General features: G+C 73.2%; 20 protein-coding genes and 1 pseudogene. 14 read left to right on the top strand and 7 right to left on the bottom strand.

All coding sequences use genetic code 11. The annotated features are described in order from the left end of the window. From Q7L73_RS26440 to Q7L73_RS26430, 3 genes are all read left to right on the top strand, one after another. Positions 1-782 (top strand): hypothetical protein (locus tag Q7L73_RS26440; RefSeq protein ID WP_304715718.1); only part of this gene is annotated, 782 nt, incomplete at its 5' end. 70 nt (positions 783-852) lie between these two features. Next, the gene (locus tag Q7L73_RS26435; protein ID WP_304694769.1) at positions 853-1,947 is read left to right on the top strand and encodes a flippase-like domain-containing protein; all 1,095 of its coding nucleotides are present in this window, start codon (positions 853-855) and stop codon (positions 1,945-1,947) included. A gap of 69 nt (positions 1,948-2,016) precedes the next feature. Next, a complete protein-coding gene (locus Q7L73_RS26430; protein ID WP_304694771.1) occupies positions 2,017-3,015 on the top strand; it encodes a hypothetical protein in 999 nt (332 codons plus the stop codon). On the opposite strand, the gene Q7L73_RS26425 is transcribed toward Q7L73_RS26430, so the two are convergent. The 4 genes from Q7L73_RS26425 to Q7L73_RS26410 all read right to left on the bottom strand — a co-directional run bounded on the left by Q7L73_RS26425 (position 3,012) and on the right by Q7L73_RS26410 (position 6,561). Then, entirely contained in the window at positions 3,012-3,611 is a 600-nt protein-coding gene (locus tag Q7L73_RS26425) for a PadR family transcriptional regulator (protein WP_304694773.1), read from the bottom strand. The two genes, Q7L73_RS26430 and Q7L73_RS26425, sit on opposite strands and share 4 nt — an antisense overlap. A gap of 254 nt (positions 3,612-3,865) precedes the next feature. After that, positions 3,866-4,618, bottom strand: a complete 753-nt coding sequence (locus Q7L73_RS26420; protein ID WP_370552453.1) for an amino acid ABC transporter ATP-binding protein — start codon at positions 4,616-4,618, stop codon at positions 3,866-3,868. 11 nt (positions 4,619-4,629) lie between these two features. Then, entirely contained in the window at positions 4,630-5,583 is a 954-nt protein-coding gene (locus tag Q7L73_RS26415) for an amino acid ABC transporter permease (RefSeq protein WP_370552454.1), read from the bottom strand. A 60-nt stretch (positions 5,584-5,643) separates the two neighbouring features. After that, on the bottom strand, positions 5,644-6,561 hold the full coding sequence (locus tag Q7L73_RS26410) for an ABC transporter substrate-binding protein (RefSeq protein ID WP_304694779.1): 918 nt from the start codon (positions 6,559-6,561) through the stop codon (positions 5,644-5,646). A 259-nt stretch (positions 6,562-6,820) separates the two neighbouring features. Between Q7L73_RS26410 and Q7L73_RS26405 the strand changes: the two genes are divergently transcribed. Beyond that, a complete protein-coding gene (locus tag Q7L73_RS26405) occupies positions 6,821-9,256 on the top strand; it encodes a methyl-accepting chemotaxis protein (RefSeq protein WP_304694781.1) in 2,436 nt (811 codons plus the stop codon). Here Q7L73_RS26405 and Q7L73_RS26400 read toward each other — a convergent pair. Beyond that, positions 9,253-9,807 carry a hypothetical protein gene (locus Q7L73_RS26400; RefSeq protein WP_304694783.1) on the bottom strand — a complete coding sequence of 185 codons (555 nt, stop codon included), beginning with the start codon at positions 9,805-9,807 and terminating at the stop codon, positions 9,253-9,255. The genes Q7L73_RS26405 and Q7L73_RS26400 overlap by 4 nt on opposite strands. A gap of 203 nt (positions 9,808-10,010) precedes the next feature. On the opposite strand from Q7L73_RS26400, the gene Q7L73_RS26395 reads away from it, so the two are divergent. Further along, complete coding sequence (locus Q7L73_RS26395; RefSeq protein WP_304694785.1) at positions 10,011-10,964, top strand: hypothetical protein; 954 nt, start codon at positions 10,011-10,013, stop codon at positions 10,962-10,964. 25 nt (positions 10,965-10,989) lie between these two features. Here the strand turns inward: Q7L73_RS26395 and Q7L73_RS26390 are convergent, their stop codons facing one another. Further along, positions 10,990-11,487: a flavin reductase family protein gene (locus Q7L73_RS26390; protein WP_304694787.1), complete on the bottom strand. Its 498-nt coding sequence runs from the start codon at positions 11,485-11,487 to the stop codon at positions 10,990-10,992. A 41-nt stretch (positions 11,488-11,528) separates the two neighbouring features. On the opposite strand from Q7L73_RS26390, the gene Q7L73_RS26385 reads away from it, so the two are divergent. From Q7L73_RS26385 to typA, 3 genes are all read left to right on the top strand, one after another. Next, positions 11,529-12,269 carry a potassium channel family protein gene (locus Q7L73_RS26385; RefSeq protein ID WP_304694789.1) on the top strand — a complete coding sequence of 247 codons (741 nt, stop codon included), beginning with the start codon at positions 11,529-11,531 and terminating at the stop codon, positions 12,267-12,269. Positions 12,270-12,310: 41 nt separating this feature from the next. Further along, positions 12,311-13,225 (top strand): hypothetical protein, encoded by a 915-nt coding sequence (locus Q7L73_RS26380; protein WP_304694791.1) that lies wholly within the window; start codon positions 12,311-12,313, stop codon positions 13,223-13,225. Positions 13,226-13,360: 135 nt separating this feature from the next. Next, positions 13,361-15,223, top strand: a complete 1,863-nt coding sequence (gene typA / locus Q7L73_RS26375; protein WP_304694793.1) for a translational GTPase TypA — start codon at positions 13,361-13,363, stop codon at positions 15,221-15,223. 58 nt (positions 15,224-15,281) lie between these two features. Here the strand turns inward: typA and Q7L73_RS26370 are convergent, their stop codons facing one another. Continuing rightward, positions 15,282-16,190 (bottom strand): alpha/beta fold hydrolase, encoded by a 909-nt coding sequence (locus Q7L73_RS26370; RefSeq protein WP_304694795.1) that lies wholly within the window; start codon positions 16,188-16,190, stop codon positions 15,282-15,284. 96 nt (positions 16,191-16,286) lie between these two features. On the opposite strand from Q7L73_RS26370, the gene Q7L73_RS26365 reads away from it, so the two are divergent. The 6 genes and pseudogenes from Q7L73_RS26365 to Q7L73_RS26340 form a co-directional block, all read left to right on the top strand. After that, positions 16,287-18,320, top strand: a complete 2,034-nt coding sequence (locus Q7L73_RS26365; RefSeq protein WP_304694797.1) for an alpha/beta fold hydrolase — start codon at positions 16,287-16,289, stop codon at positions 18,318-18,320. A gap of 109 nt (positions 18,321-18,429) precedes the next feature. Then, positions 18,430-19,977 (top strand): S8 family serine peptidase, encoded by a 1,548-nt coding sequence (locus tag Q7L73_RS26360; RefSeq protein WP_304694799.1) that lies wholly within the window; start codon positions 18,430-18,432, stop codon positions 19,975-19,977. 68 nt (positions 19,978-20,045) lie between these two features. Beyond that, positions 20,046-21,587: a S8 family serine peptidase gene (locus tag Q7L73_RS26355; protein ID WP_304694801.1), complete on the top strand. Its 1,542-nt coding sequence runs from the start codon at positions 20,046-20,048 to the stop codon at positions 21,585-21,587. Beyond that, positions 21,584-23,290, top strand: a complete 1,707-nt coding sequence (locus Q7L73_RS26350; protein WP_304694803.1) for a glycoside hydrolase family 9 protein — start codon at positions 21,584-21,586, stop codon at positions 23,288-23,290. Before Q7L73_RS26355 ends, Q7L73_RS26350 begins: the two co-directional genes overlap by 4 nt. Before the next feature lie 65 nt (positions 23,291-23,355). After that, complete coding sequence (locus tag Q7L73_RS26345) at positions 23,356-24,018, top strand: response regulator transcription factor (RefSeq protein ID WP_304694805.1); 663 nt, start codon at positions 23,356-23,358, stop codon at positions 24,016-24,018. Between the two features lie 9 nt (positions 24,019-24,027). Continuing rightward, positions 24,028-24,834: pseudogene (locus Q7L73_RS26340) on the top strand (hypothetical protein); the annotation flags it as partial.

The raw sequence follows: 24,834 nt of genomic DNA, 5'->3' as shown, positions 1-24,834 counted from the left end.
GCCGCCGCGGCGCGAGCGCGGGGGCCGGAGCCGGCGGGCTCGCGGCGCTGGCGGCCGGCGCGTTCGCGCTGCTGGTCGGCTTCGGCGCGAGCGGCGCCGGGCCGGTGACGGCGCAGGCGACCGCGAGACAGGTCGTCGCGCGCGCCGCGCAGGCGACCAGCCCGGCGCCGAACACGATCGTGATGATCGACAGCCGCCGCGACGTCAGCTGGAGCGGCGGCGGCAGAGACGGCGGCCTCTTCACCCGCGGCACCGGCTTCGTGCTGTTCGGCGGCGACGGCGGCGTCGTCGCCAACCGCCTGCTCGTCACCGACACCAGCGGCGGCGCGAGCCTGCCGGCCGGGGTCGACGACGCGACCGCCTGGACCGACGGCGTCCCGGTGCAGGAGACGTACGACCCGATCGCGAGAGAGGACCGCCGGCAGGAGAGAGCGTGGAGCGTCCCGTCGCCGGTCTTCGACACGCACAGACTGTTCGTGCAGGCCCAGCGAGGCGAAGCCCACATGAGACTGCTGGGGGAGACGACCGTCGACGGCCGCAGAGCCTGGCGGCTGCTGGTGACCGGCGCCGACGAGCGGCCGCTCGACGGCGACCGCGACGAGCTGCTGGTCGACGCCGCCAGCTACGAGCCGCTGGAGCTGCGCAAGCACAGCGAGTCGCGCAGAGCCGGCGTCCGCTTCACGAACGACTCGGTCGAGCGGATCCTCGACTACCGCGTGCTGCCGGACACGCCCGCCAACCGCGAGCTGCTGAAGCTGCACGGGCCGATCAGACCGCAGTAGCGAGCAGCCAAACGGGGCTCGCGACCAGCGCCCGCGCGCCGATTTGTATGCGCGTGCAACAATTTATGTCGTGAGTCCCCCGCCACCCCCACCGGAAGTCGCCACTTCGGCCGCGGGCGGCTCGACCGCGAACCCGCCGCGCAACGCCTCCGAGCGCTCGTCGCTGCCGAGCGAGTTCGAGCCGCGCACGCTGCTCAAGCACGCGCTCAAGGTCGCGCTGCTGATCGGCGTGCTCGTGCTCGTCGCGCTGCTGGCGCCGGGCCTGGGGGAGGTGCGCGAGCACCTCGGCGAGGCGAAGCCGGCGTGGATCGCGGTCGCGGTCGGGCTCGAGCTGCTCTCCTGCATCTCCTACATCCTCATGTTCCGGCCGATCTTCTGCCGCCGGATGCCGTGGAAGTCGGCGTCGCAGATCGGCTGGTCGGAGCTGGGGATGGGCTCGATCGTCCCCGCCAGCGGCGCCGCCGGCCTCGCGCTCGGCGCGTGGGCGCTGGTCCAGGGCGGGATGGCGCCGGAGCGCGTCGCGCGCCGCTCGGTCGCGTTCTTCCTGATCAAGTCATCGGTCAACTTCGTCGCCGTCGCGGTGATCGGCACCGTGCTCGCGCTCGGCCTGTTCGGCCCCGACCTGTCGCTGTGGCTGACCGCCTTCCCGGCCTTCCTGTCGGTGCTCGTGATCGTGGCGATCGTGCTGCTGCCGCGGATCGGCGAGGGCGCGCCCGCGCCGGCGGACGCCTCCAAGACCCGCCGCGCCGTCGCGGTGGCGCGCAGAAGCGTCATCACCGGCACGCGCGAGGCGGTCGAGATCGCCCGCGCCCGCGACCCGCTCGTGCTGATCGGCGCCTTCGGCTACTGGGTCTGGGACAACGCCGTGCTGTGGGCGACCTTCCACGCCTTCGGCGCCCACGTCAGCATCTGGATCGTGCTGCTCGGCTACCTGATCGGCCAGCTCGGCGGGCTGCTGCCGATCCCGGGCGGCATCGGCGGCATCGACGGCGGGCTGATCGGGACGCTGGTCGTCTTCGGCGCGCCGGCCGCAGCGACCGCGGCCGCCGTGCTCGCGTATCGTGTGATCCTGTTCTGGCTGCCGCTGATCGGCGGCGCGATCGGCTTCTTCTCGTTGCGACGCACGTTGGCGCGCGAACACGAGCAGATCTTCGCCCCCTGCTGACGCCACCGGGGTGACCAGCCGCCGGATTGGTCATGATCCGCGGTGGATCGCAGCGCGGAGACACGCACAGTGCCCCCCGACCTCACGACGACAGACCAGGAGATCGCCGACCTGCTGCGCGCAGTCGCCGACGCGATGGAGCGGACCGCGGGCCCGCCGCGCCCGCTCGCCGTCGAGCCGGTCGAGGGCTACCTCGGCGACGTCGTCGACCTCACCTTCAACGGCGACGACGAGCAGCGCATCGCGCTGATCGCGCGGCTGCTGGTGCTGGCCCGCGTCGTCAACGCAGAGCGCGACGCCGACCTGCACGACTACGCCTGGCTGCGCAGACTGGAGCGGCCGCTGAGGCGGTGGGAGCGCGACCGCCGGCTCGGCACCGCCAGCCCGCGCCCGCGCCCGGCCGAGCTGGACGCGCGCATGGCGATGTTCGGCGCCGCGATCGGCCCCGACGCGGTGATCGGCGCGCAGACGGTCGCGGTCTCGGTCGCGGAGCTGGTCGCGATCCACCAGCTCGCCGGCGCGACCTCGCTGGAGGAGGCGTTCGCGGCGCGCTCGGCGCTGCAGCCGCTGCTCGACGACGCCGCCGCGCTGCTGCGCCGCGACACGCCCGACTTCGGCGTCGGCGTCTACGAGCAGCCGGGCGCGACGCTCGCGCACGTCGAGCAGGCGACGTGGCAGATCGAGCAGATCCTGCGCCATCCGCAGGGGGCGGAGGAGCTGCCGTGGCTGCGGGCGCTGTGGCTGGAGGTGGCGGCGGCGATCGTCTTCGCGCTCGACGCCTACGAGGGCCGCAGAGACCACGGCGAGCGGCTGCGCGCGGTGCTCGACCTGGCGGCCGAGAAGCTGACCGTCGGCGGGCTGGCGGAGGATCCCTCCGGCTTCGACGAGCCGGCGACGCTGACGCTCGTGCGCTCGGTCGCGCTGACGCTCGCCTCGCTGTGGCTCGACGAGGCGCTCGTCGCCGGCGAGCCGCCGAGCGTGCCGATGCTGGAGGATCGGCTCGCGACCGCCGCCTCGCAGGCGCTGCTGGCCGCTTGGAGCGCCCAGCGCAGACTGGCGCTGTCCTAGGCCGCCGCGGCGTACTCGGCGGCGCGCGCGAGCGCGTCGCGCGAGACGCTGCCGTCGTCGGTGACGCTCGCGACGGTCCTGACGGCCATGCGGATCCAGCGCAGGTCGCTGTGCAGCCGCTCGATCACGGCCGAGTCGGCGAGCCAGCGGACCGCCTCCTCCCAGCGCACGTCGGCGCCGCCGCCGTCGCGCGCGGCGATCAGCGCCGTCTGCGCTTCGATGTCCCTGAGGCACTCGCGTTCGAGCCGCTCCAGCTCGTCGCGCAGTAGCGACAGGTCGGCGCCCTGGGCGACGGCCAGCTTCAGGTACAGCTCGCCGCGCAGCGGCTCGCGGCTCGGCGCCTCCCGCATCCATGCGCGGAAGCGCTCCTCGCCGGCCGGGGTGGCGGCGTAGTAGACCTTGACCTGACGGCCGACCTGGACGCGCTTGGACTCGGCCACGAGCTCTTCCTTGGCGAGCTGGTCGAGCGAGACATAGACGGCGCCGTAGGCCGCTCTGAAGCCGGGGCCGAGCCGTCTCTGCAGCCGGTTGGCGAGGTCGTACCCGTAGCCGCGCCGCTCGATCAGCATCCCCAGCACTGCGTATTTCATCGACATCGCCGGTCCCTCCTGACAGCGATCGACCAGCTTTCCCCCGAAGGCGGCACGGCGGGAAGCTTAAGCAACCTGAGAAGTTCATGCGCAGGTATTCAGCGCTGAACTTCGCAGAGAGCGACTATTCCGGGATAGGGGTTCGTCCTGTGACGCCCGCTGATCGGACGTCGGAGGCATGGACGAAGCGGAGGGCCGATCGTTGCGGGGTTGCTGCGAGGCAGTGGAGCGGGCGGCCGAGCCGCCCGCTCCTGCCCACGTCAGAGCACTCTGCTGAGGAAGTCGCGCGTGCGCGCTTCCTGGGGGTTGCCCAGCACCTGGGCGGGCGAGCCGGACTCGACGATCACGCCGCCGTCCATGAAGACGACGGTGTCGGCGACCTCACGCGCGAAGCCCATCTCGTGCGTGACGACGAGCATCGTCATGCCCTCTCTGGCCAGCTCGCGCATGACGTTCAGCACGTCGCCGACCAGCTCCGGGTCGAGCGCGGAGGTCGGCTCGTCGAACAGCATCAGCTTCGGTCTCATCGCGAGCGCACGGGCGATCGCGACGCGCTGCTGCTGGCCGCCGGAGAGCTGCGACGGGTAGGCGTCGAGCTTGTCGCCGAGGCCGACCTGGTTGAGCAGCGCGGTGGCCGTCTCGCGCGCCTGCTTCTTCGGGATTCTCTTCACCTGCACCGGCGCCTCGCAGACGTTCTGCAGCGCCGTCATGTGGCCGAACAGGTTGAAGTGCTGGAAGACCATCCCGATGTCGGCCCGCTTCTGGGCGACCTCGTTCTCCCGCAGCTCGTAGAGCTTGTCGCCCTCCTGCCGGTAGCCGACCAGCTGGCCGTCGACCGACAGGCGGCCGGCGTCGACCTGCTCGAGGTGGTTGACGCACCGCAGCATCGTCGACTTGCCCGAGCCGGACGGGCCGATGATGCACATCACCTCGCCCGGCTGGACGGTCAGCGAGACGCCTCTCAGCACCTCGTTGCGGCCGAAGTGCTTGCAGACCAGCTCGGCCTCGACCATCGGCGTGACGCTCACAGGCCACCTCCCTCGGGCGTGATCGCCGGTCTCTCATGACCCGGCACGAGCACGCTCTTGAGCTTCTGGAACGGCGTCTTCGGCAGGTTGCGCGAATGGCCGCGCCCGTAGCGGCGCTCGAGGTAGTACTGACCGATCGACAGGATCGTCGTCATGATCAGGTACCAGATCGACGCCACGATCAGCAGCGGGATCGTTCTGTAGTTCTCCGAGTAGATCAGCTGCGACGCGTACAGCAGCTCGGCATAGGCGATCACGGACACCAGCGAGGTCGTCTTCAGCATCGAGATCGTCTCGTTGCCGGTCGGCGGGATGATCACGCGCATCGCCTGCGGCAGCACGATCCGCCGCATCGTCTGCAGGCGCGACATGCCGAGCGCCTGCGCGGCCTGCGTCTGCCCCTCGGGGACCGACAGCACGCCCGCGCGGACGATCTCCGCCATGTACGCGCCCTCGTTCAGGCCGAGGCCGAGCAGGGCGACGATGAACGGCGTGATGACCGTGTTCGCGTTGAGGCTTATGAGATCTGGCGCGAGGAACGGGATCCCGAGGTCGATCGTCGGGTACAGCGCCGCTATGAAGTTCCAGAACAGCAGCTGGACGAGCACCGGGGTGCCGCGGAAGAGCCAGATGTAGAAGCCGCTCGCGCCTGACACGAGCGGGTTCGGCGACAGCCGCATGATCGCCAGCACGATGCCGATCACGACGCCCGCGATCATCGCGCAGACGGTCAGCTCGAGCGTCAGCACGAGGCCGTCGAGCACGCGTCTGTCGAACAGGAAGTCTCCGACGACGCCCCATTCGAAGCGGTCGTTGGTGACGACCGATCGCACCAGCGAGCCGGCGATCAGGAAGACGACGAAGGCGGCGACCCAGCGGCCGTAGTGGCGCACCGGGATCGCTCTGGGCGCCTGGGGGGGCGACCCGGCGGGGGAGCCCGCCGGCGTGATGCCGGCGGACTCGATGTCTGACGTGGACAGGGGACTGCTCCGATCAGTGGATCAGGTCGATCAGTCGACGGCCCCGTTGATGACGGGATCGGTGATCGCGCCCTGCTCGACACCCCATCTTCTGAGGATCGTGAGGTAGGTGCCGTCCTCGATCAGCGCTCTCAGCGCCTCCTGGATCGGCTCCTCGAGACCGCTCTCCTTCGGCAGTGCGATGCCGTAGGGGGCGGTGCCGTAGGGCTCGCCGTCGAGCTCGAACGCGCCGTTGGACTGCTTGACGATGTAGGCGGCGACCGGCGAGTCGGCCATGCCGACGTCGGCGCGGCCGGACTGGATCGCCAGGTTGGCGCCGTTCTGGTCCGGATAGACCTGCAGGTCAGCCGGCGTGTCGCATCTTCTGTTCTGCGTCTGCACGTCCGTCGCCTGGGTCGTGCCCTTCTCGACCGCGACCTTCTCGCCGCAGATGTCCTCGAGCGTGGCGATGTCCGGGCCGCCTCTTCTGATGTAGAAGGAGGTGCCGGCGCTGAAGTAGGTGACGAAGTCGACCGTCGCCTCACGCTCTCTCGTGTCCGTGAAGGACGAGATGCCGACGTCGTATCTTCTGGCCGCGAGGCCGGGGATGATCGCGTCGAACGTCGCCTTCTGGACGTCGGCTCTGAGGCCGAGCTTCTCGGCGATGGCGTTGATCAGGTCAACGTCCATGCCGACGATCGTGGTGCTGCCTCTCTCGACGAACTCGTTCGGGGCGTACGTCGGGTCGGTGGCGACCGTCAGCGTGCCCTTGGATCTGATGTCGTCCGGGACGGCGATCGCACCACCGGCGGCGGCACCCGAGTCTGCCGTCGTGGACGCGGTGGTCGACGCGGAGGAGGACGAGCCTCCGTCGTCGTCGTCAGAGCCGCAGCCGGCCGCGACGAGACCGATCGCAAGCAACGCAACGACGAACAGCAGCCGCAGGGGCCGCAAAACCGACAGCTTCATTCAGCACCTCATGATTGTGGGGACCGACACCTTCACTCCTCCCAAGCCACCGTACATCGGACGCACGTCGGACATCCAGCCGACGGTTTTCCGACACGCGGACAACGTAACTGCTTTCGAGGAGGCGTCGCCTATAGGTTTGGGTGGGGACACCTATAGGTTGCCAGCAGCGGCGCACGATGGTCGGCCACTCGTCAGGGCAACTGCTAAAGCGGTTTTGCGACCCGCCGACGACACGGGCATGAGGAGACTTTCGAACTTGGGGCCGCGGTCGGTTCGCGGGAAGCTGCTGCTCACGATCCTGCCCGTGATCGCGCTCGCGATCGGCGGCCTGACCGTCATAGCCGTCCAGCGCGTCACCAGCGCCCAGCAGGACGCCGTCTACGACGCCGCGACCGATCTCGCCGGCAGAGAGGCGAACGCGTTCGAGGCGCAGGCGAGCGAGAACCAGTCGGCCGCGCGCGCGGTCGCCGCGCTCGGCGCCGCCAACCGCTCCGGCGATCGCGGCGAGCTGATCGGCCAGCTGAAGGAGCTGATCGAGCGCAACCCGCAGCTCGGCGGCGTCTACCTCGCGTACACGCCCAACGCCTTCGACGGTCGCGACGCGCAGCATGCGAACGCGCCCGGGTCGATGAGAGACGGCCGCTTCGCGCCCTACTGGGACCGCCTCACCGGCAGCGTCCAGCTCAGCTCGACGCTCGACGAGAACGAGGCCTACTGGACGCTCTCGCGCGACACGCGCAGAGAGGGCGTCGTCGAGCCGTACCTGTTCGACGGGCTGCTGATCACCTCGTACACCGCGCCGCTGCTGCGCAACGGCAGATTCGTCGGGACCGCCTCGGTCGACAAGAAGCTGACCGACCTCGACGCGGCCGTCAGAGCGGTCAGATTCCTCGACAGCGGCTACGCCTTCGCGATCTCCGCGAAGGGCAGCTTCGTCTCCTTCCCCGACAGAAGGCTGATCGGCACGACGACGCTCGCCGACTACGGCGCCAGACAAGGCAACAGCGACCTCGCGCGCGTCCAGCAGGCCGTGATCGCCGGCAGACGCGTGCGCGTCGAGACGACCGACCCGCGCACCGGCGAGCAGGTCGTGATGTTCACGGCGCCGGTCAGAACCGGCGGCTGGGGCTTCGTCACGGTCGCGCCCAAGAGCGAGATCCTCGCGCAGGCGCACAAGCTGCGGACGCTGCTGCTGGTCGTCGGCCTGATCGCGCTGCTCGTCGCCGCGGGCGTCGTCTGGCTGATCGCCGCGCGCCTCTCGCGCCCGATCCGCGAGACCGCCGCGGCGGCCGAGCGGATCAGCCGCGGCGATCTCGAGATCGACGTGCCGGTCCGCTCGCGCGACGAGCTGGGCAGGATGGCCGGCGCCTTCGGCGAGATGGTCGCCTACCTGCGCGGGCTCGCCGCGACCGCCGACAGGATGGCCGCCGGCGACCTCTCGACGCGCGTCAGACCGGCCTCCGAGCAGGACGTGCTCGGCCACGCCTTCGCGCGCATGTCGGACGAGATGCGCGCCGCGCTCGGCGAGCAGTCGTGCCTGGAGGCGCTGATCGAGCGGATGGACTCGCTCGAGCAGCACGACCTCGCGCAGCTCGGCGACGGGCTCGGCGCGATGGCCGACGGCGACCTGACGCGCGCGGCCGCGGTCGCGACGACGCCGCTGGACGCCGACGGCCGCCTGGCGGAGATCTTCGACGGGATGCTCGTGCGCGCCAGCTCCAGCGTCGAGAGCTACGAGCGGATGCGCCGCCAGCTGTCGGCGATGCTCGACGAGGTCAAGCGCACCTCCGGCGAGGTCTCGGCCGCCTCGCAGCAGATGGCGTCGACCTCCGAGGAGGCCGGCCGCGCCGTCAACGAGATCGCCGGCGCGATCGCCGAGGTCGCGCAGGGCGCCGAGCGCCAGGTCGCGACCGTCGGCAGCACGCGCGCCGCCAACCAGGAGGTGTTCGAGGCGGTCGCCAGCTCGACGACCTCGGCCCGCACCGCCAACGCGGCGGTCGCGCAGGCGCGGCGGCTGGCGGAGGAGGGCGCCGAGGCGGTCGAGCAGGCGACCGGCGCGATGGAGGCGATGCGCCAGTCCTCCGGCGAGGCGACCGTCGCGATCCGCGAGCTGGGGGCGAAGTCGGAGCGGATCGGCGGGATCGTCTCGACGATCACCGGGATCGCAGAGCAGACGAACCTGCTGGCGCTCAACGCCGCGATCGAGGCCGCGCGCGCCGGCGAGCAGGGCCGCGGCTTCGCGGTCGTCGCGGAGGAGGTGCGCAAGCTGGCCGAGGAGTCGCGCCAGGCGGCCCGCTCGATCGCCGAGCTGATCGAGGAGATCAGCCGCGGCACCGCCTCCGCCGTGACGGCTGTCGAGGAGGGCGGCGAGCGGACGCTGGTCGGCGTCGAGACGGTCGGCCAGGCGCGCGAGACCTTCCGTCGCATCCGCGACTCGGTCGCCGACGTCGACGGGCGCGTGAACGAGATCGAGCAGGCGGTCACGCTGATCGAGGCCTCCGGCGGCCGCGTCCGCGACGAGATCGCCTCGGTCGCCGCGATCGCCGAGCAGACGAGCGCCGCGACCGAGCAGGTCTCCGCCTCGACGCAGGAGACGAGCGCCTCCGCCGAGGAGATCGCCGCCTCCGCCGCCGAGCTGGCGAGAACGGCCGAGCAGCTGCAGCGGCTGGCCGCCCGCTTCACGACGGCCTAGGAGGCGACCCGCGCGAGCACCCGCCGCGCGACGGCCTCCGCCTCCGGGCGGTGGCCGCCGCCGGCGGGCGTGCGCACCTCGACCTGGAACAGCAGCGGCGCGGCCAGCACGTACAGCCGCTCGCCGTCCCAGACCGCCGCCTCGCCGAGGCCGTCGAGCGGCTCGCCCTCGACGTGCTCGGCGATGAAGGCGTACTGCTCGGCCGGGAAGAAGCCGTCCGCGTCGCCGTGCCAGGCACCGACGGAGACCGACCAGCGGTCCTGCCTGCGGCCGGCGGCGGCGTACTCCAGCCCGACCTGGCTGTCGTCGTAGGTGAGGCGGCCCTCGCCCAGCTCGACGCCGAGCACGTGGGAGGCCTCGGCGCGCGAGCAGAGCGCGGCCGGGTCGGGCGCGCCGTGGCGCAGCGCGTGCTGCAGCACGTCGCGCTCGTGGTCGCTGAGCGGCGTCACGGCGACCGGCTTCACGGCCGCCTCGTCGCGGGTGGCGCGCAGCTCGTCGTACTGGCCCTTCGCGGTCGTGGCGAGCTTGGTCGCCTTCTCGAGCAGTCCCATGCGGCGATCATGGGGCGGCCGCGGGCCGCTGTCATCCCCAATTCGGCCCGTCGGGGCAAGACCAGGGATAGGTCAGGGGTGAACCCCTCAGGGGGCGTCGCCGGGCGCGAGCGCGCTGGCGTGGGGACGCTCCGATATGGTCGACGCGTCGTGCTGATCTCGATCGCGTGTGGATGCGCTCGAGTCGACCGGAGGTTCGCTGCATGCCGTCGTCCGTCCGTCTCGCCCTCGTCGCCGCGCTCTGCGTCGGCTGCCTGATCCCGGCGGGTGCGCAGGCCGCGTTCGTCGCGACCGGCAGCGACCCCGCAGGCGATCAGCCGGTGCCCGGCCGCGACCTCGTCGGGGCGGGCGTCGGGTACGACCGCCGCAGCGGCGAGCTGGTCGCGGCGGTCGCGCTGCGGGGCGATCCGGTCGCGGCGCCGGGGTTCCTCTCGGTCCTCGTCGCGCGCCGCACGGCGGGCGGCTGCGACGGCAGCCCCGCCGCCGGCTTCGGCTCCTTCACCGACGAGTTCGACGCCCTCTGGCACCGCTTCGCGAGCCCGACGACGGTGACCGCGCAGGGCGAGTCGGGCAAGCGCGGCGGCGCCACCGCCCGGCAGCAGTTCACCGTCACCGATCGGCGTCTCGCCGGGCTGCGCGTCGACTGCGCGATCGTGATGCTGAGCGAACCGGGCAGACCGGAGCTCGTCCACGACACGATCGGGCCGCTGCCGCTGAGAGCGCTGCCGGGCCTCGCGCTCGGCCTCGGCGCGCCGAGACGCGTCCGGTCGGGGCGCGGCTTCACGGTGAAGGCGACGGTCACCAATCCCGGCGACGCGCCGACCGGTCGCGTCGTCCTGCGGCTCGCGAAGGCGCGCGGGATGAGCGCCGCGCCGCGGACCGTGACCGTGCGCTCGATCCGGCCGGGCGGCCGCGCGACGGTTTCGATCCGCATCCGGCTGAGCGAGCGAGCGGACACCGCGACCGACCTGAGGGTGTCGGCCAGAGCCGGCCGGCTGGCCGTCGTCGGCGAGCGCACCGTGCTCGTGCGCAAGCCCCGTCGCGATCCGCCGAGCGGCGGTGGAGGCGGCGGCACAGGCGGCAGCAGAACCTGCGTCCGCTGGATCCCGGACTACTCCGGCGAGAGCGGCGGCTCGCTCGGGCTCGTGCCCTGCTGAGGGCTCGCGCGCCCTGGGGCGGCGCTCAGGGCGCGTGGCCGGGGCGGATCGCTCTGGCCCGATGGAAGCGCAGCGGCTGCTCGCCGCGGCCGGCGGCGCCCTCGATCGGCTCGAGCAGGAAGCCGCTGTGGTCGCCGAGCGCGATCCGCTCCAGCACGCGGCCGGCGAACCAGGTCGGCAGCCGCTCCAGCAGCGGCGCGCCGCCGGGGCCCGGTCTCCACGCGACGCGGGCGAACTTGTCGACGCTGTCGCCGCTCTCGCCGCCGAACAGCTCCGCGAGGTCGGCCGCCTGCTCGTCGACGAGGTGGACGAGCAGCGTCTGCGCCTGCGCTGCGACCCGGAACGTGTGGTTCTCGCGCGAGATGCAGGCGAGGAAGCGCGGCGGGTCGATCGAGGTCTGCGTCGAGAAGCCGACGAGGCAGCCGGCCCGCTCCCCGCCGGCCGCGCAGGTGACGATCAGCATCGTCGCGTCGACCTCGGCGTAGAGCTGGGCGAAGGTCGTCTGCAGCGAGCGCGGCGGCACACTGGAGGTCTTCCCGCGAGCGGCGTCGAAGACGCCCCGGGATGGATGCGCGTTCGGAACGCTGGGCGAGACGGTTCGAGCTGCCGCTGCTGATCGCGGCGTTCCTGGTGATCCCGATGCTGATCATCGACCAGTCCGACCTCGACGGGCCGTGGCCGGCGATCGAGACGATCCTCGACTGGGGCACGTGGCTGGTCTTCTTCGCCGAGCTGGTCGTGATGCTCGCGATCGTGCCCGACCGCAGGCGCTGGCTGCGCGAGCACCCGATCGACGTGATCGCGACCGTCTTCAGCCCGCCCGTGCTGCCCGCGAGCCTGGCGGCGGCGCGGTTGCTGCGCTTGCTGCGGCTGCTGCGGCTGCTGCGCGTCGCGCCGCTGGCGCGCACCGCCTTCTCGCTGGAGGGCGTGCGCTACGCCGCGCTGCTCGCCTTCCTGACGCTGATAGCGGGCGGGACCGCGTTCGCGACCGTCGAGCACCGCACCAGCGAGTGGGAGGGGATCTGGTGGGCGGCGCAGACGATGACGACCGTCGGCTACGGCGATCCCGAGGTCGTCACGCTCGGCGGCAGAATCATCGCGATCGCCGTGATGGTCGTCGGGATCGGCTTCGGGACGCTGCTGGTCGGCGCGATCGCGGAGCGTTTCGTCGTGCGCGACTTCGAGCAGGAGGAGCAGCGGGACGCCTCCGAGGCGGCGCGGCTGCGCGAGCAGGTCGCCGCACTCGACGTACGTTTGGAGCGGATCGAGGAGGCACTCGCAGAGCTGGCGCGTCGGCGTTCGTAGATGATGCGCAACATCGGTCCTCCAAAACGGTTTCCCCATCGATGCAGATCCGTGGATCTCTGTTCCTGACGCTGACGACGGCGGTGCTGCTGGCGCTGGCGCCGGCTGGCGCGCGCGCCGCCATCACGGTGACGGCCGAGGAGCCGTTCGAGGAGACGCCGTACGTGCCCGACCTCGGCACGACGACGGCGACCGTCGGCGACGACGGCACGCTGACCGTGCGGACGCGGATCGTCGCCCGCCCGCCGGCCGGCTGGGGCGGCTGCGTGCCGATGCCCTCCGGTCTCTGCGTGCCGGCGAGAATCACGGTCTCGTGGCTGCTCGACTGGCTGCCCGGCAGCGGCAGCGTGACCGAGGCCGGCGCCGACGCGAAGATCGTCGCGACCCCGACGCAGGGGACGACCACGTGGCAGGCGCTGCGCTGGGATCCCGTGCTGACGCGCTGGAGCGCCGCGGCCGTGCCGGCGGCGACGACCGACATCGGCGGCGCGACCTGGTCGCTGGTCCCGTCGCAGCTGGGGATCCCGGCGACGGCGACGATCGCGATGCCGATCTGGTCGCGCTTCCACGTCGTCGGCGACGACGGCGTCCCGATCGACGCCGCCGACGACGCCGGCCCGCTGACGATCCCGCTCGGCGGGCTGGGCGCGCCCAGAGGCGACACCGCGCCGACCTCGGCGCCGTCGTCGCCGCAGGCGCCGGCGCCCGTCACGCCCGACGCCGGTGCGGGCGTGAGCGTCAGAGCGAAGACCGCGGCCTGCGTCGCAGCGACGAGAAGGCTGCGCACGATCGAGGTGCGCATCAAGCGGCTGGAGGCGATCGCACGAGGGCGCGGCACCGCGGCCCGCCGCAGAGCTGCTCGCGACGAGCTGCGGCGCCAACGTCCTCGACGTTCGACGGCACGGACGCTGAAGCGCCGTGCCTGCACGCCCGCGTCGCAACCACGCGGGCTCTGAGCGGATCCCCGCCCGGTCGTCGTTCTCGAACCCATGCAACGGGCGGGGACTGCTGTTCAGATGCCCGCCGCCGGGGTGCCGCACACCGACCGGTCCGCGCGCGGACCGCCACCACGGCTATCCTGGCCCGTCGCCATGGCTATTCGTTCAGATCTCCGCAACGTCGCGATCGTCGCCCACGTCGACCACGGGAAGACGACCCTCGTCGACAAGCTTCTCTGGCAGTCGGGTGCGTTCCGCGCCAACCAGGACGTTGCAGAGCGCGTCATGGACTCGATGGACCTCGAGCGCGAGAAGGGCATCACGATCCTCGCGAAGAACACCGCCGTCCAGTACGGCAATGTGAAGGTCAACATCATCGACACCCCCGGCCACGCCGACTTCGGCGGCGAGGTGGAGCGCGGCCTGACGATGGTCGACGCCGTCCTGCTGCTGGTCGACTCCTCCGAGGGCCCGCTGCCGCAGACGCGCTTCGTGCTGCGCAAGGCGCTGCAGGCGCGCCTGCCCGTGATCCTCGTGATCAACAAGGTCGACCGCCCCGACGCGCGCATCAGAGAGGTCGTCGACGAGGTCTACGAGCTGTTCCTCGACCTCGACGCCGACGAGTCGCAGATCGAGTTCCCGATCGTCTACACGAACGCCAAGGACGGCTGGGCGTCGGTCGACTACGACCCCGACAACCCGGTCGACGGCAGAGACCTGAGACCGCTGCTGGACCTGATCGTCGAGCACGTCCCGCCGCCGAGCTACGACGAGGCCCACCCGCTGCAGGCGCTCGTCACGAACCTCGACGCGTCGCCGTACCTCGGCCGGATCGCGCTGGCGCGCGTGCGCCACGGCATCATCAGACGCGGTCAGACGATCGCCTGGTGCCGCACCGACGGCTCGGTCGAGAGAGTCAGAATCACCGACCTCTTCATCACCGAGGCGCTCGAGCGCGTCGAGGCGAGCGAGGCCGGCCCCGGCGAGATCATCGCGATCGCCGGCATCTCCGACGTCACGATCGGCGAGACGCTCGCCGACGTCGACGACCCGCGCCCGCTGCCGGTGATCCACGTCGACGACCCGTCGCTGTCGGTCACGATCGGCGTCAACAACTCGCCGCTCGCCGGTCAGGAGAAGGGCAACAAGATCACCGCCCGCCTGATCAAGAGCCGCCTCGACACCGAGCTGATCGGCAACGTCTCGCTGCGCGTGCTGAACACCGAGCGCCCGGACACCTGGGAGGTCCAGGGCCGCGGCGAGCTGCAGCTGGCGGTGCTGGTCGAGCTGATGCGGCGCGAGGGCTACGAGCTGACCGTCGGCAAGCCGCAGGTCGTCACGAAGGAGATCGACGGCAAGCTGTGCGAGCCGATGGAGCGGATGACGATCGACATCCCCGAGGACTACGTCGGCGTCGTCACCCAGCTGCTCGCGCTGCGCAGAGGCCGCATGGAGCAGATGATCAACCACGGCACCGGCTGGGTCCGGATGGACTACGTCGTGCCGGCCCGCGGCCTGATCGGCTTCCGCACGGAGTTCCTGACCGAGACGCGCGGCACCGGGATCATCAACCACGTCTTCGAGGGCTGGGAGCCGTGGCACGGCGAGATCCGCACGCGCCCCTCCGGCTCGCTCGTCGCCGACCGCTCCGGCAGAGTCGCCTCGTTCGCGCTGTTCGGCCTGCAGGAGCGCGGGATCCTCTTCGTCGGCCCCGGCGTGGAGGTCTACGAGGGCATGATCGTCGGCGAGAACGCGCGCCAGGAGGACCTCGACGTCAACGCCGTGCGCGAGAAGAAGCTCAACAACATCCGCTCCTCGACCGCTGACGAGCTGGAGCGGCTGGTGCCGCCGAAGATCCTCTCGCTCGACCAGGCGCTGGAGTTCGTGCGTGAGGACGAGTGCGTCGAGGTGACGCCGGCGGCCGTGCGCATGCGCAAGGTCTACCTCGACCAGACGACGCGCCAGAAGATGGCCCGCGGTCGCGCGCGCGACCGGCTGGCCGCCGAGCAGAACTAGCCGCTACCGCGGCGGGCGATTGCGCCCGCCGCGCGAGCCGCCGTCCGCCGCTACCCCGCTACCTGCGCGCGAGCTGGGAGCGCTCGCGCTCGGCGCTCTTGACGTGCGCGGTCAGCGCGCCGAGCACCTCGGGCCAGACGTCGCGCGGGAGGTCGTGGCCCATGCCCGCGACGATGTGGAGGTCGGCGCCGGGGATCGCGCGCGCCGTCGCGCGGCCGCCGGAGACGGCGATCATGCGGTCGGCGTCGCCGTGGATCACGAGCGTCGGCGCCGAGATCCGCTGCAGCGCGCGGGTGCGGTCGCCGGAGGCGAGCACCGCCGCGAGCTGGCGGCCGGTGCCGCGCGGGTCGGGGTTGCGCTCGTAGCTGCGGCGCGCGATCTCGAGGAAGATCGGGTCGTCGGCCGGGTGGCCGGGGGAGCCGATCGCGGCGTGGACGGCGACCTGCTGGGCGATGTAGGCGTCGCGGTCGCGCGCCGGCCGGCGCAGCAGCAGCGGGTAGGTTCTCAGCGCCGGCTGGCCGTTCCAGCGGGCGCCCGTGCTCGACATGATCGAGGTGAGCGAGCGGACGCGGCGGGGATGCTCGGCGGCGAGCGTCTGGGCGATCATCCCGCCCATCGAGGCGCCGGCGACGTGGACGCGGTCGAGTCTGAGCGCGTCGAGCAGCCCGACGGTGTCGCGCGTCATGTCGGAGAGCGTGTACTGGCGCGGGTCGAAGCGGCGCCGCACGAGCTGGATCGGCGTCGGCGGCGGGATCTCCGGGAAGCAGGTCGAGCGGCCGCTGTCGCGGTTGTCGAAGCGGATCACGTAGAGGCCGGCGCCGGTCAGCTCGTCGATCAGCGACTCGTGCCAGCGGATCATCTGCATCCCCAGGCCCATCACCAGCAGCAGCGGCGGGGCGGCCGGGTCGCCGAACGTCTCCGCGCAGAGCGTCACGCCGTCGCCGACCTCGTAGAGCTGCTCCGCCATCGGGCCAGCCTAGCGGGCACAGAAACAGCTGGGCGCGGACCGGCTCGTCTGGCGCGCCGGCGGTAGGAGAGCGCGCGGCGCCGGTACGCTGCCGCGATGCGAACGCGCGCGAAGCGACTGACAGCGCTGACGGTCCTCGCCGTGTGCGCGGGCGCCACGGCACCGGCCGCCGCCCCGGCCGCCGGATTCGGGCTGAGAGCCTGTCCCGACGAGATGCTCTACGGGCTGCCGGACCAGCCGAAGCCGACCGCCGACCCCCGCTGCGGCACGCTCTCGGTCCCGCTCGCGCGCGACGCCGCCGGCGCTGCCGTCGGCAGACGCCGGCTGAGACTTGCGCTGAAGCTGCTGCGGCCGCGCAGCGGGCCGGCACGGGAGACGATCGTGGTGCTCGCGGGCGGCCCCGGCCAGGACGCGACGCCGCTGCTGTACTCGGCCGCCGAGCAGCTCGGCGCGGCCACGCTGCGCGGCCGCCAGCTGGTCGCGATCGACCAGCGCGGCACCGGCCGCGACGCGCTCTCCTGCCCGTCGCTGGAGACGATCCGCTCGGAGGCGCAGCTCGACGCCGGCATCGGCGCCTGCGCGCGGCGGCTCGGCGACGCCCGCCGCAGCTACGCGAGCGCCGACTCGGTCGCCGATCTCGAGGCGCTGCGGGTTGCGCTCGGCGTCGCGAGAGTGACGCTCTACGGCACCTCCTACGGGACGAAGGTCGCGCTCGACTACGCCGCCCGCCACCCGGAGCGCGTCGAGCGACTGGTGCTCGACTCGGTCGTGCCGCAGACGGTCGACCCGTTCCAGCTCTCGACGCTGGCGGCGACGGCGCCGATGCTGCGCGAGCTGTGCGGCCGCGCCTGCCCGTTCACGCGCGACGCCGGTGAGGACCTCACCGCGCTCGTGCGCAGGCTGCGCGCCGACGGCCCGCTGCCCGCCCGCTGGTACGACCGCCGCGGCCGCGCCCACACGCTCGCGATCACGCCCGAGCGGGTGCTCGGCCTGCTCCTCGCCGGCGACCTCAACCCGTTCGAACGGGCGCCGCTGCCGGCCGCGCTGCGCTCGGCGGCCGCCGGCGACGGTGCGCCGCTGGCGCAGCTGCTCGGGCCTGACGTCTTCAAGGACGGAGACGGCGGGCCGAGTGACGACGACGCGCTCTTCGTCGCGACCCGCTGCCTCGACGGCGCCGCGCCGTGGCCGGCGGGGACGCCGCTGGCGCAGCGCCGCGCCGCGACCGAGAGCGCGCTCGCGGCGCTGCCGGCGGAGGCGCTGGCGCCGTTCGACGCCGCGACGCTGCGCGCCGACGGCGGGCTCGCGCTCTGCCGCGCCTGGCCGGAGGAGCCGCTGCCGCAGAGCGCCGCGCCGCTGCCTGACGTGCCTGCGCTGCTGCTGAGCGGCACCGCCGACCTGCGCACGCCGACCGCCGACGCGATCGCGGTCGCCAGACTGCTGCCGCGCGCACGGCTCGTGACGGCGCCGGGCGTCGGCCACTCGGTGCTGTCGTGGGACGCGCTGCGCACCGGCTGCACGACCAGAGCGCTGCGCGCCTTCCTGACCGGCGGCACGGTGCGCGACTGCCCGCCCGCGCGAGCGGATCGCAACACGCTCGCGGTGCGGCCGTTCGTGCCGGCCCGCCTCGCCGCGCTGCCGGCCGAGCGCGCTGGGCTGCCGCCGCGGGTCGCGCGGACGGTCGCGGGGCTGGAGGCGACCTACGGCGACCTCGACTGGATGCGCGGGCTGACGCTCATCGCCTCGCTCGGCACCGACATCGACGACCCGAGACAGCCGAAGCTGGGCTGGGGCGGGCTGCGCGGCGGCGGCGCCCGGCAGCGCGGCGAGTACACGGTCAGCAGCTTCGACATCAGCGACTACACGGTGGTCGCGGGGCTGCGCGTGAACGGCCGCTCGGCGGCGATCGACTCTGACGACCTCGACCTGCGCTACCGGCTGCGGGTCGGCGGCGCCGCGGCGGCGCACGGCGTCGTGACGATCACGCCGAGACGGATCCGCGGCCGTCTCGGCGGGCGCCGGATCGACCTGCCCAACCGCGCCAGCACGACGTTCGCGGTGCCCGCCGCGGTCACGGCCGGCGCGGCGCGCGCGGCCGCGACGGCTGGGGAGGGGGCAGGCGGCGGCTTCTAGGGGGCGGCGCGCCGATCTCTCGGGGTTGCAGCCGGCGTCGCGGCCGTGAAGACTCCATGAAGCGGTCCTTCATGACCGCTTCATCCGGCCCCGACGAGAGTGCGACGCCATGACCAGCCGACGCCTTCACCTGACGGGCCTGCTCGCCGCGTGCGTCGCGGCCGCAGCCCTTCCCGCGACCGCCTCAGCGGCGGCGCCGACCGATCCGCAGGCGGCCTCCCAGCAGCCGCTGCAGCTGATGCATGTCGGGCAGGCGCTGGACCTGATCGCCAGACCGCTCGCCGACGTGCCGGTGATGGTCGCCGACACCGGCCTGGAGTGGAGCAACGTCGACATCAACCCGCGGCTGTGGAGAACGCCGGTCGACAGCCAGGTCGCCGACCCCGACAACGACAGAGTCCGCACCGTCCCGGCCGGCTCGATCGGCTGGGACTTCATCGGCGGCGCGAACGTCGGCAGAAGCACGAGACCGGACATAGACCCGCACGATCCCGACGGCGGGAGCGGCCACGGCACCGCCGTCGCCGGCCTGCTCGGCGCGACCTGGAACAACGGCATCGGCAGCGCCGGCGTCGCGCCCAACGCGCGCTTCCTCGCCGCCCGCACCTGCTGGGACGGCGACGAGTGCTACGAGCACATCCAGGGCGCCGCGATCGACTGGGCTGCCAGCCTCGGCGTGCGCGTCGTCAGCTTCAGCTGGCTGTCCGGGCCGCTCGACGCCGACTCGCCGCTGCGCAAGGCGATCGTCGACCATCCCGAGGTCCTGTTCGTGACGATCCCGTCGGGCAACGGCGGCGCCTACGACGCTGACGGCGACAACCCGATGCCGTGCAACCTCGACGTCGGCAACGTCATCTGCGTCTCGACCTCGGCGCCCGACGACGGGCTCGACTGCGGCGCCTACGGGCCGAGATCGGTCGACGTGGCGGTGCCGACGCAGAACAACTACACGACCCGCAACGGCTCGACGCTCGGCGGCCCCGTCTCGCAGGGCCCGACCGGCTGCGCGACCTCGTGGGCGGCGCCGACGGCGGCCGGGCTGGCGACGATCCTGTTCGGGATCGACTCGGCCGCAAGACCGGCCGACGTGCGCTCCGCGATCGTCGACAGCGCGCGCAGAGCGCCCGCGTGGCAGGGCAAGTCGGTCAGCGGCGGCGTCGCCGACGCGGCGGCCGCGGTCGCGCTCTTCCAGCAGCGCCGCGGGATCACGCCGGCGCCGCAGCCTCCGGTCGTCCAGCCGCCGACCGGCTCGCTCAGAAGAGGCCCCGTGATCAGACCGGGCAACCAGGATCTCGTGCGCCCGAAGGTGCTCGACTTCAGATCGATCGCAGGCGGCCGCACGATCCGCTTCCGGCTGTCGGAGAAGGCGAGAGTGCGGATCACCTTCTACCGCGGGCTCGCCGGGCGCAAGCCGCGCGGCGGCAGATGCACCCCGGGCAAGAAGATCGGCCGCTACTGCATCGTCTGGACCAAGCAGGGCGTGCTGGCACCGTCGGCGGGCTTCGTCAAGCGGGCGTTCAATCTCAAGTCGACGCTGATGAGCGACCCGCGCCGCCGGCTGCAGCCGGGCCGCATCAGAGCGCAGCTGGTCGCGATAGACGCGGCGGGCAACAGAACGGCGCGCTCCTTCGACATCGCCTTCCTGCTGCCGCGATGAGCCGGCTGCGACTCCAGGAAACGGTTCTTCATGATCGCTTCATCCGGCCCCGACGAGAGTGCGACGCCATGACCAGCCGACGCCTTCACCTGACGGGCCTGCTCGCCGCGTGCGTCGCGGCGGCCGCCCTGCCCGCGACCGCCGCCCAAGCGGCTGCGCCGACCGATCCGCAGGCGGCCTCCCAGCAGCCGTTGCAGCTGATGCATGTCGGGCAGGCGCTCGACCTGGTCGCCAGACCGCTCGCCGACGTGCCGGTGCTCGTCGCCGACACCGGACTCGACCTCGACCACCCCGACATCGCGCCGCGGCTGTACGCCCTGCCGGCGCCGGTCGCCGCGCCCAACCCGGACGAGGTCGCCGACCCGGGCATGGTCGCGGCCGGCAGAGCGGGCTGGGACCTGATCGGCAACGACAACCACCACGGCAGATTGAAGCCGGACGACGACCCGAACGTCCCGGGCGGCTCCAGCGACCACGGGACGCTGGCCGCCGGCCTCCTCGGCGCCGCCTGGAACAACGGCGCGGGCGGCGCGGGCGTCGCGCCGAACGCGCGCTTCATCGCGCTGCGGACCTGCTGGGACAACGACGAGTGCTTCCAGTACGTGCAGGCGTCGGCGATCGGCTGGGCGGCCGACCGCGGCGCGCGCGTCGCCAGCTTCAGCTGGTTGTCGGGGCCGCTGGAGGACTCGCTCAGAGAGGCGATCGTCAGCCACCCGGAGATGCTGTTCGTGACGATCCCCTCCGGCAACGGCGGCGCCTACGACGCCGACGGCGAGGATCCGGCGCCGCAGCCGTGCGGTCTCGACGCGCCCAACGTCATCTGCGTCTCGACCTCGGCGCCCGACGACGGACTCGACTGCGGCGCCTACGGCGCCAGAACGGTCGACGTGGCGGTGCCGACGCAGGGCAACGTCACGACCGCCAACGGCGGCGGCTTCGTGCCGACCGGCTGCGCCACCTCGTGGGCGGCGCCGACGGCGGCCGGGCTGGCGACGATCCTGTTCGGGATCGACCCGACGGCGAGACCGGCGGACGTGCGCTCAGCGATCGTCGACAGCGCCCGCAGAGCGGCGGCGTGGCAGGGCAAGTCGGTCAGCGGCGGCGTCGCCGACGCGGCCGCTGCGGTCGCGCTCTTCCAGCAGCGCCGCGGGATCGCTCCGGCGGGGCAGAGAGCGCCGGTCGACCAGCCGGGAGGCTCGTTCAGAAGAGGTCCGGTGATCAGACCCGGCAACCAGGACCTGGTGCGCCCGAAGGTGCTCGAGTTCAGATCGATCGCGGGCGGTCGCGCGGTCCGCTTCAGACTGTCGGAGAACGCGAGAGTGCGGATCGCCTTCTACCACGGCGTCGCCGGGCGCAAGCCGCGCGGGGGAAGATGCACGCCGGGCAAGAGGATCGGTCGCTACTGCCTCATCTGGACCAGGCTGGGCGTCTATGTGCCGAGAACGACCTTCCCGACCAAGCCGAAGGCGATCAACCTCAAGAAGACGTTCATGACCGACCCGCGGCGGCGGGTGCAGGCCGGCCGCGTCAGAGCGCAGCTGGTCGCGATAGACGCCGCGGGCAACAGGACGGCGCGCTCGTTCGACATCGCGTTCACGCTGCCGCGATGAGTCGCTCCGCATCCTCACCGCGCCGCCACCAGGGCGGCGCGGCTCTCGCGCTCGCGCTCGTGGGCACGGCGGCAGGCTCGCTCGCCGCCGCCGTGCCGCCCGCGTCCGCCGCCGCCCCGACGGCGATCCGCGTCGGCGGGCCGAGCCTCCCGGCGGACGCGAAGGTCGCGCTCGTCGGCTCGGCGGCCGACCTGCGCGGCCGCCCCTTCCGCGTGCTCGACGGCGCCGGCCGCGTCGTCCTGCGCGGGAAGCTGACCGCGGCCGAGGGCAAGCCGGCGCCGTGGCGGCGGCTGGCGCGGGCCGACCTCTCGCGGCTGCGCAGAGCGGGCTCCTACCGCGTCCGCGCGGCCGGCCTGACCTCGCGGCCGTGGGTCGTGCGACGGGATGCGCAACGGGCGCCGATCGCGGCGATCCTGCAGTACTTCGCCGCCAACGCCGACGGCAGCGAGCCCTCGCCCGTCCACGGCCCGGCGCACCTCGACGACGCGGTCGTCGCGAGCGGGCCGTACGCCGGCCAGCGGTTCGACCTGACCGGCGGCTGGATGGACGCCGGCGACATGCTCAAGTTCACCAGCACGACCGCGTACGCGACGGCCGCGCTGCAGGCGGCGGCGCGGCTGGACCCGGCCGACGCGCCCGCGCTGCTGGCGACCGCCGACGTCGGCGTCCGCTGGCTGCTGAAGGCCCACCCGGCGCCCGGCCTCTTCATCGCGCAGGTCGGCGACGAGCGCGACCACGACCTCGGCTTCCGCGACCCGGCCGGCGACGACGGCTCCGGCAAGGAGGGGATCGCGACCCGCTTCGCCTACCCGAACATGGGCGGCGACCTCGGCGGCGCGGTCGCGCTCGCGCTCGCGATGGCGGCGGCGCGCGCACCGGAGGCGGCGAAGCCGGCGCTGATCGGCGCGGCGCGCGAGTGGTACGCGGCCGGCGTCGCCGCCGACGGCCCCTCGCCGAAGCTGCCCGCGCCGGCCGGCGACTTCTACACCGGCGAGAACCCGAGCGACGCGCTCGCCTCCGGCGCGGCCGCGCTCTACCGCGTCACCGGAGAGCGGCCGTACCTCGACGACGCGCGCAGCCGGCTCGGCGTTCAGCAGCTCGACGGCCGGCTCGGCTGGAACGCGCTCGCCGGCTTCGGCCAGGCCGAGCTGTGTGGCGTGCTCGGCGCGCCCGCCCCCGACGCGGAGGCCCGCGGCGGCGCCTGCTCGGGGCTGGGCCTGCAGGGCGGGCAGGCGGTGCGGCGGTCATGGGAGATCGGCCCGTTCGGCACGCCCGGCTACCTCACCTGGGGGCAGACCGGCGAGAACGGCGGCGCCGGCGCGGTGGCGGCGCTGGCCGCGCGCGCCGGCTCGCTCAACAGAGGGCTCGACGGGCGCGGCACGGCCGTGAACGCGCGCGACTGGCTGCTGGGCCGCAATCCGTGGGGCGCCAGCTTCGTCGCCGGCTACGGGCCGAAGTCGCCGCGTCACCCGCACCACTGGGCCTCCGAGAGAGGTCCGGGACTTCCGCGCGGGGCGGTCGTCGGCGGCCCGGCGCCGCTGAAGGACATCCTCGACCAGAGCTTCGGGAGACCGCGCGGCGGACCGTTCAGCACGGCGCGCGCGACCTACGAGGACCGGCTCGAGGACTACGTCACCTCCGAGCCGGCGATCGACTACGCGGCCGGCTCGATCCTGCTGCTGGCGGCGCTCGCGGCGCCCTGAGCGGAGCGACGACGATGCGAGATCAGGGCCGGGGCCGTCCGAACGGCGGGTATTCTGGCGCGTCAATGCGCGTGCTCGTGGTCGAGGACGAGGTCGAGCTGGCGAACGCGGTCGCGCAGCGGCTGCGGTCGGAGGCGTTCGGCGTCGACGTCGCCGGGACCGTCGCCGAGGCGCGCTTCCACGCCGACGTCCACCCCTACGACGCGATCGTGCTCGACCGCCGCCTGCCCGACGGCGAGGGGCTGGAGCTGTGCCGCGAGTGGCGCGCGGCCGGCGTCGAGACACCGATCCTGATGCTGACCGCGCTCGACGCGATCGACGAGCGCGTCGCCGGGCTGGAGGGCGGCGCCGACGACTACCTGACGAAGCCGTTCGCGACCGAGGAGCTGGTCGCGCGCGTGCGGACGCTGCTGCGGCGCGGGCCGGTGCGGCGCCAGCCGGTGCTGGAGGTCGGCGCGCTGCGGATCGAGCCGGCGCGGCGGCGCGTGCGCAAGGCGGGCGTGATCGTGCCGCTGACGGCGAAGGAGTTCGCGCTGCTCGCCTACCTCGCCGACCGCGCGGGCGAGGTGGTCGACCGCTTCGACATCCTCGAACACTGCTGGGACCACGCCTACGAGCCGGAGTCGAACGTCGTCGACGTCCACGTCGGCGCGCTGCGGCGCAAGCTCGGGGCGGAGACGATCGAGACCGTGCGCGGGGCGGGCTACCGGCTGGTGGACGATGCGTGAGGCGGCGGCGTGAGCGGGCCGCGGCTGCGGCGGCTGCGCTGGCGGCTGACGGCCGGCTACGCGGTCGTCTCGTTCGTCGCGCTGGTGCTGGTCGCGGCGATCGCGATCGACGCCGCGCGCGACCGCGCGCACGAGCGGCTCGACCACCGGATCGAGGCGACCGCGCTCGCCGCCGACGGCTACGCCTACCCCGAGGGCGATCCCAGCAGACTGGTGGTCGATCGCCAGCCGGACGGCTACTTCGGCAGAGAGCGTCGGCCGGGATCGCCCGTGCTGGTCGTGGACATGCGCGGCGAGGTCGTCGCCGGGCCGCGCGCGCAGGTCGACAGCGCGGCCGCGCGCAGAGCGCTGCAGGTCGGGCGGACGCAGCGGCAGCTCGCCGTCTACGGCGACGAGGTCGACGGGGAGGAGGTGCGCGTCGCGTCGAGCCCGATCTACGGCGCCGACCGGATGCTGGCGACGATCGTCGCGCTGGAGCCGCTCTCCGCCGCCGACGACGAGATCCGCGAGTCGACCCTCCAGATCGCCGGCGGCGCGCTCGTGCTGTGGCTGCTGACGATCGCCTTCGGCTGGTTGCTGGCCGGCCGCGCGCTGCGCCCCGCGGCCGCCGTCGCCCAGCGCGAGGAGGCCTTCCTCGCCGACGCCGCCCACGAGCTGCGCACCCCCGTCGCCGTCATCCGCGCCCGCGCCGAGCAGGCGCTGCGGGAGGTGGAGGCAGCCGCATCGGCTCCGGCCGGCGGCGGCTTGGCGGCGGGCGGCGGCTTGGCGGCGGGCGGCGGCTTGGCGGCGGGCGGCGCGGCGGGAGGCGGCCCGGCG

It is taken from the genome of Conexibacter sp. CPCC 205762 (genome assembly GCF_030646155.1).
Taxonomy (GTDB): Bacteria; Actinomycetota; Thermoleophilia; order Solirubrobacterales; family Solirubrobacteraceae; genus Conexibacter.
This window is presented reverse-complemented; position numbering and strand designations above follow the sequence as displayed.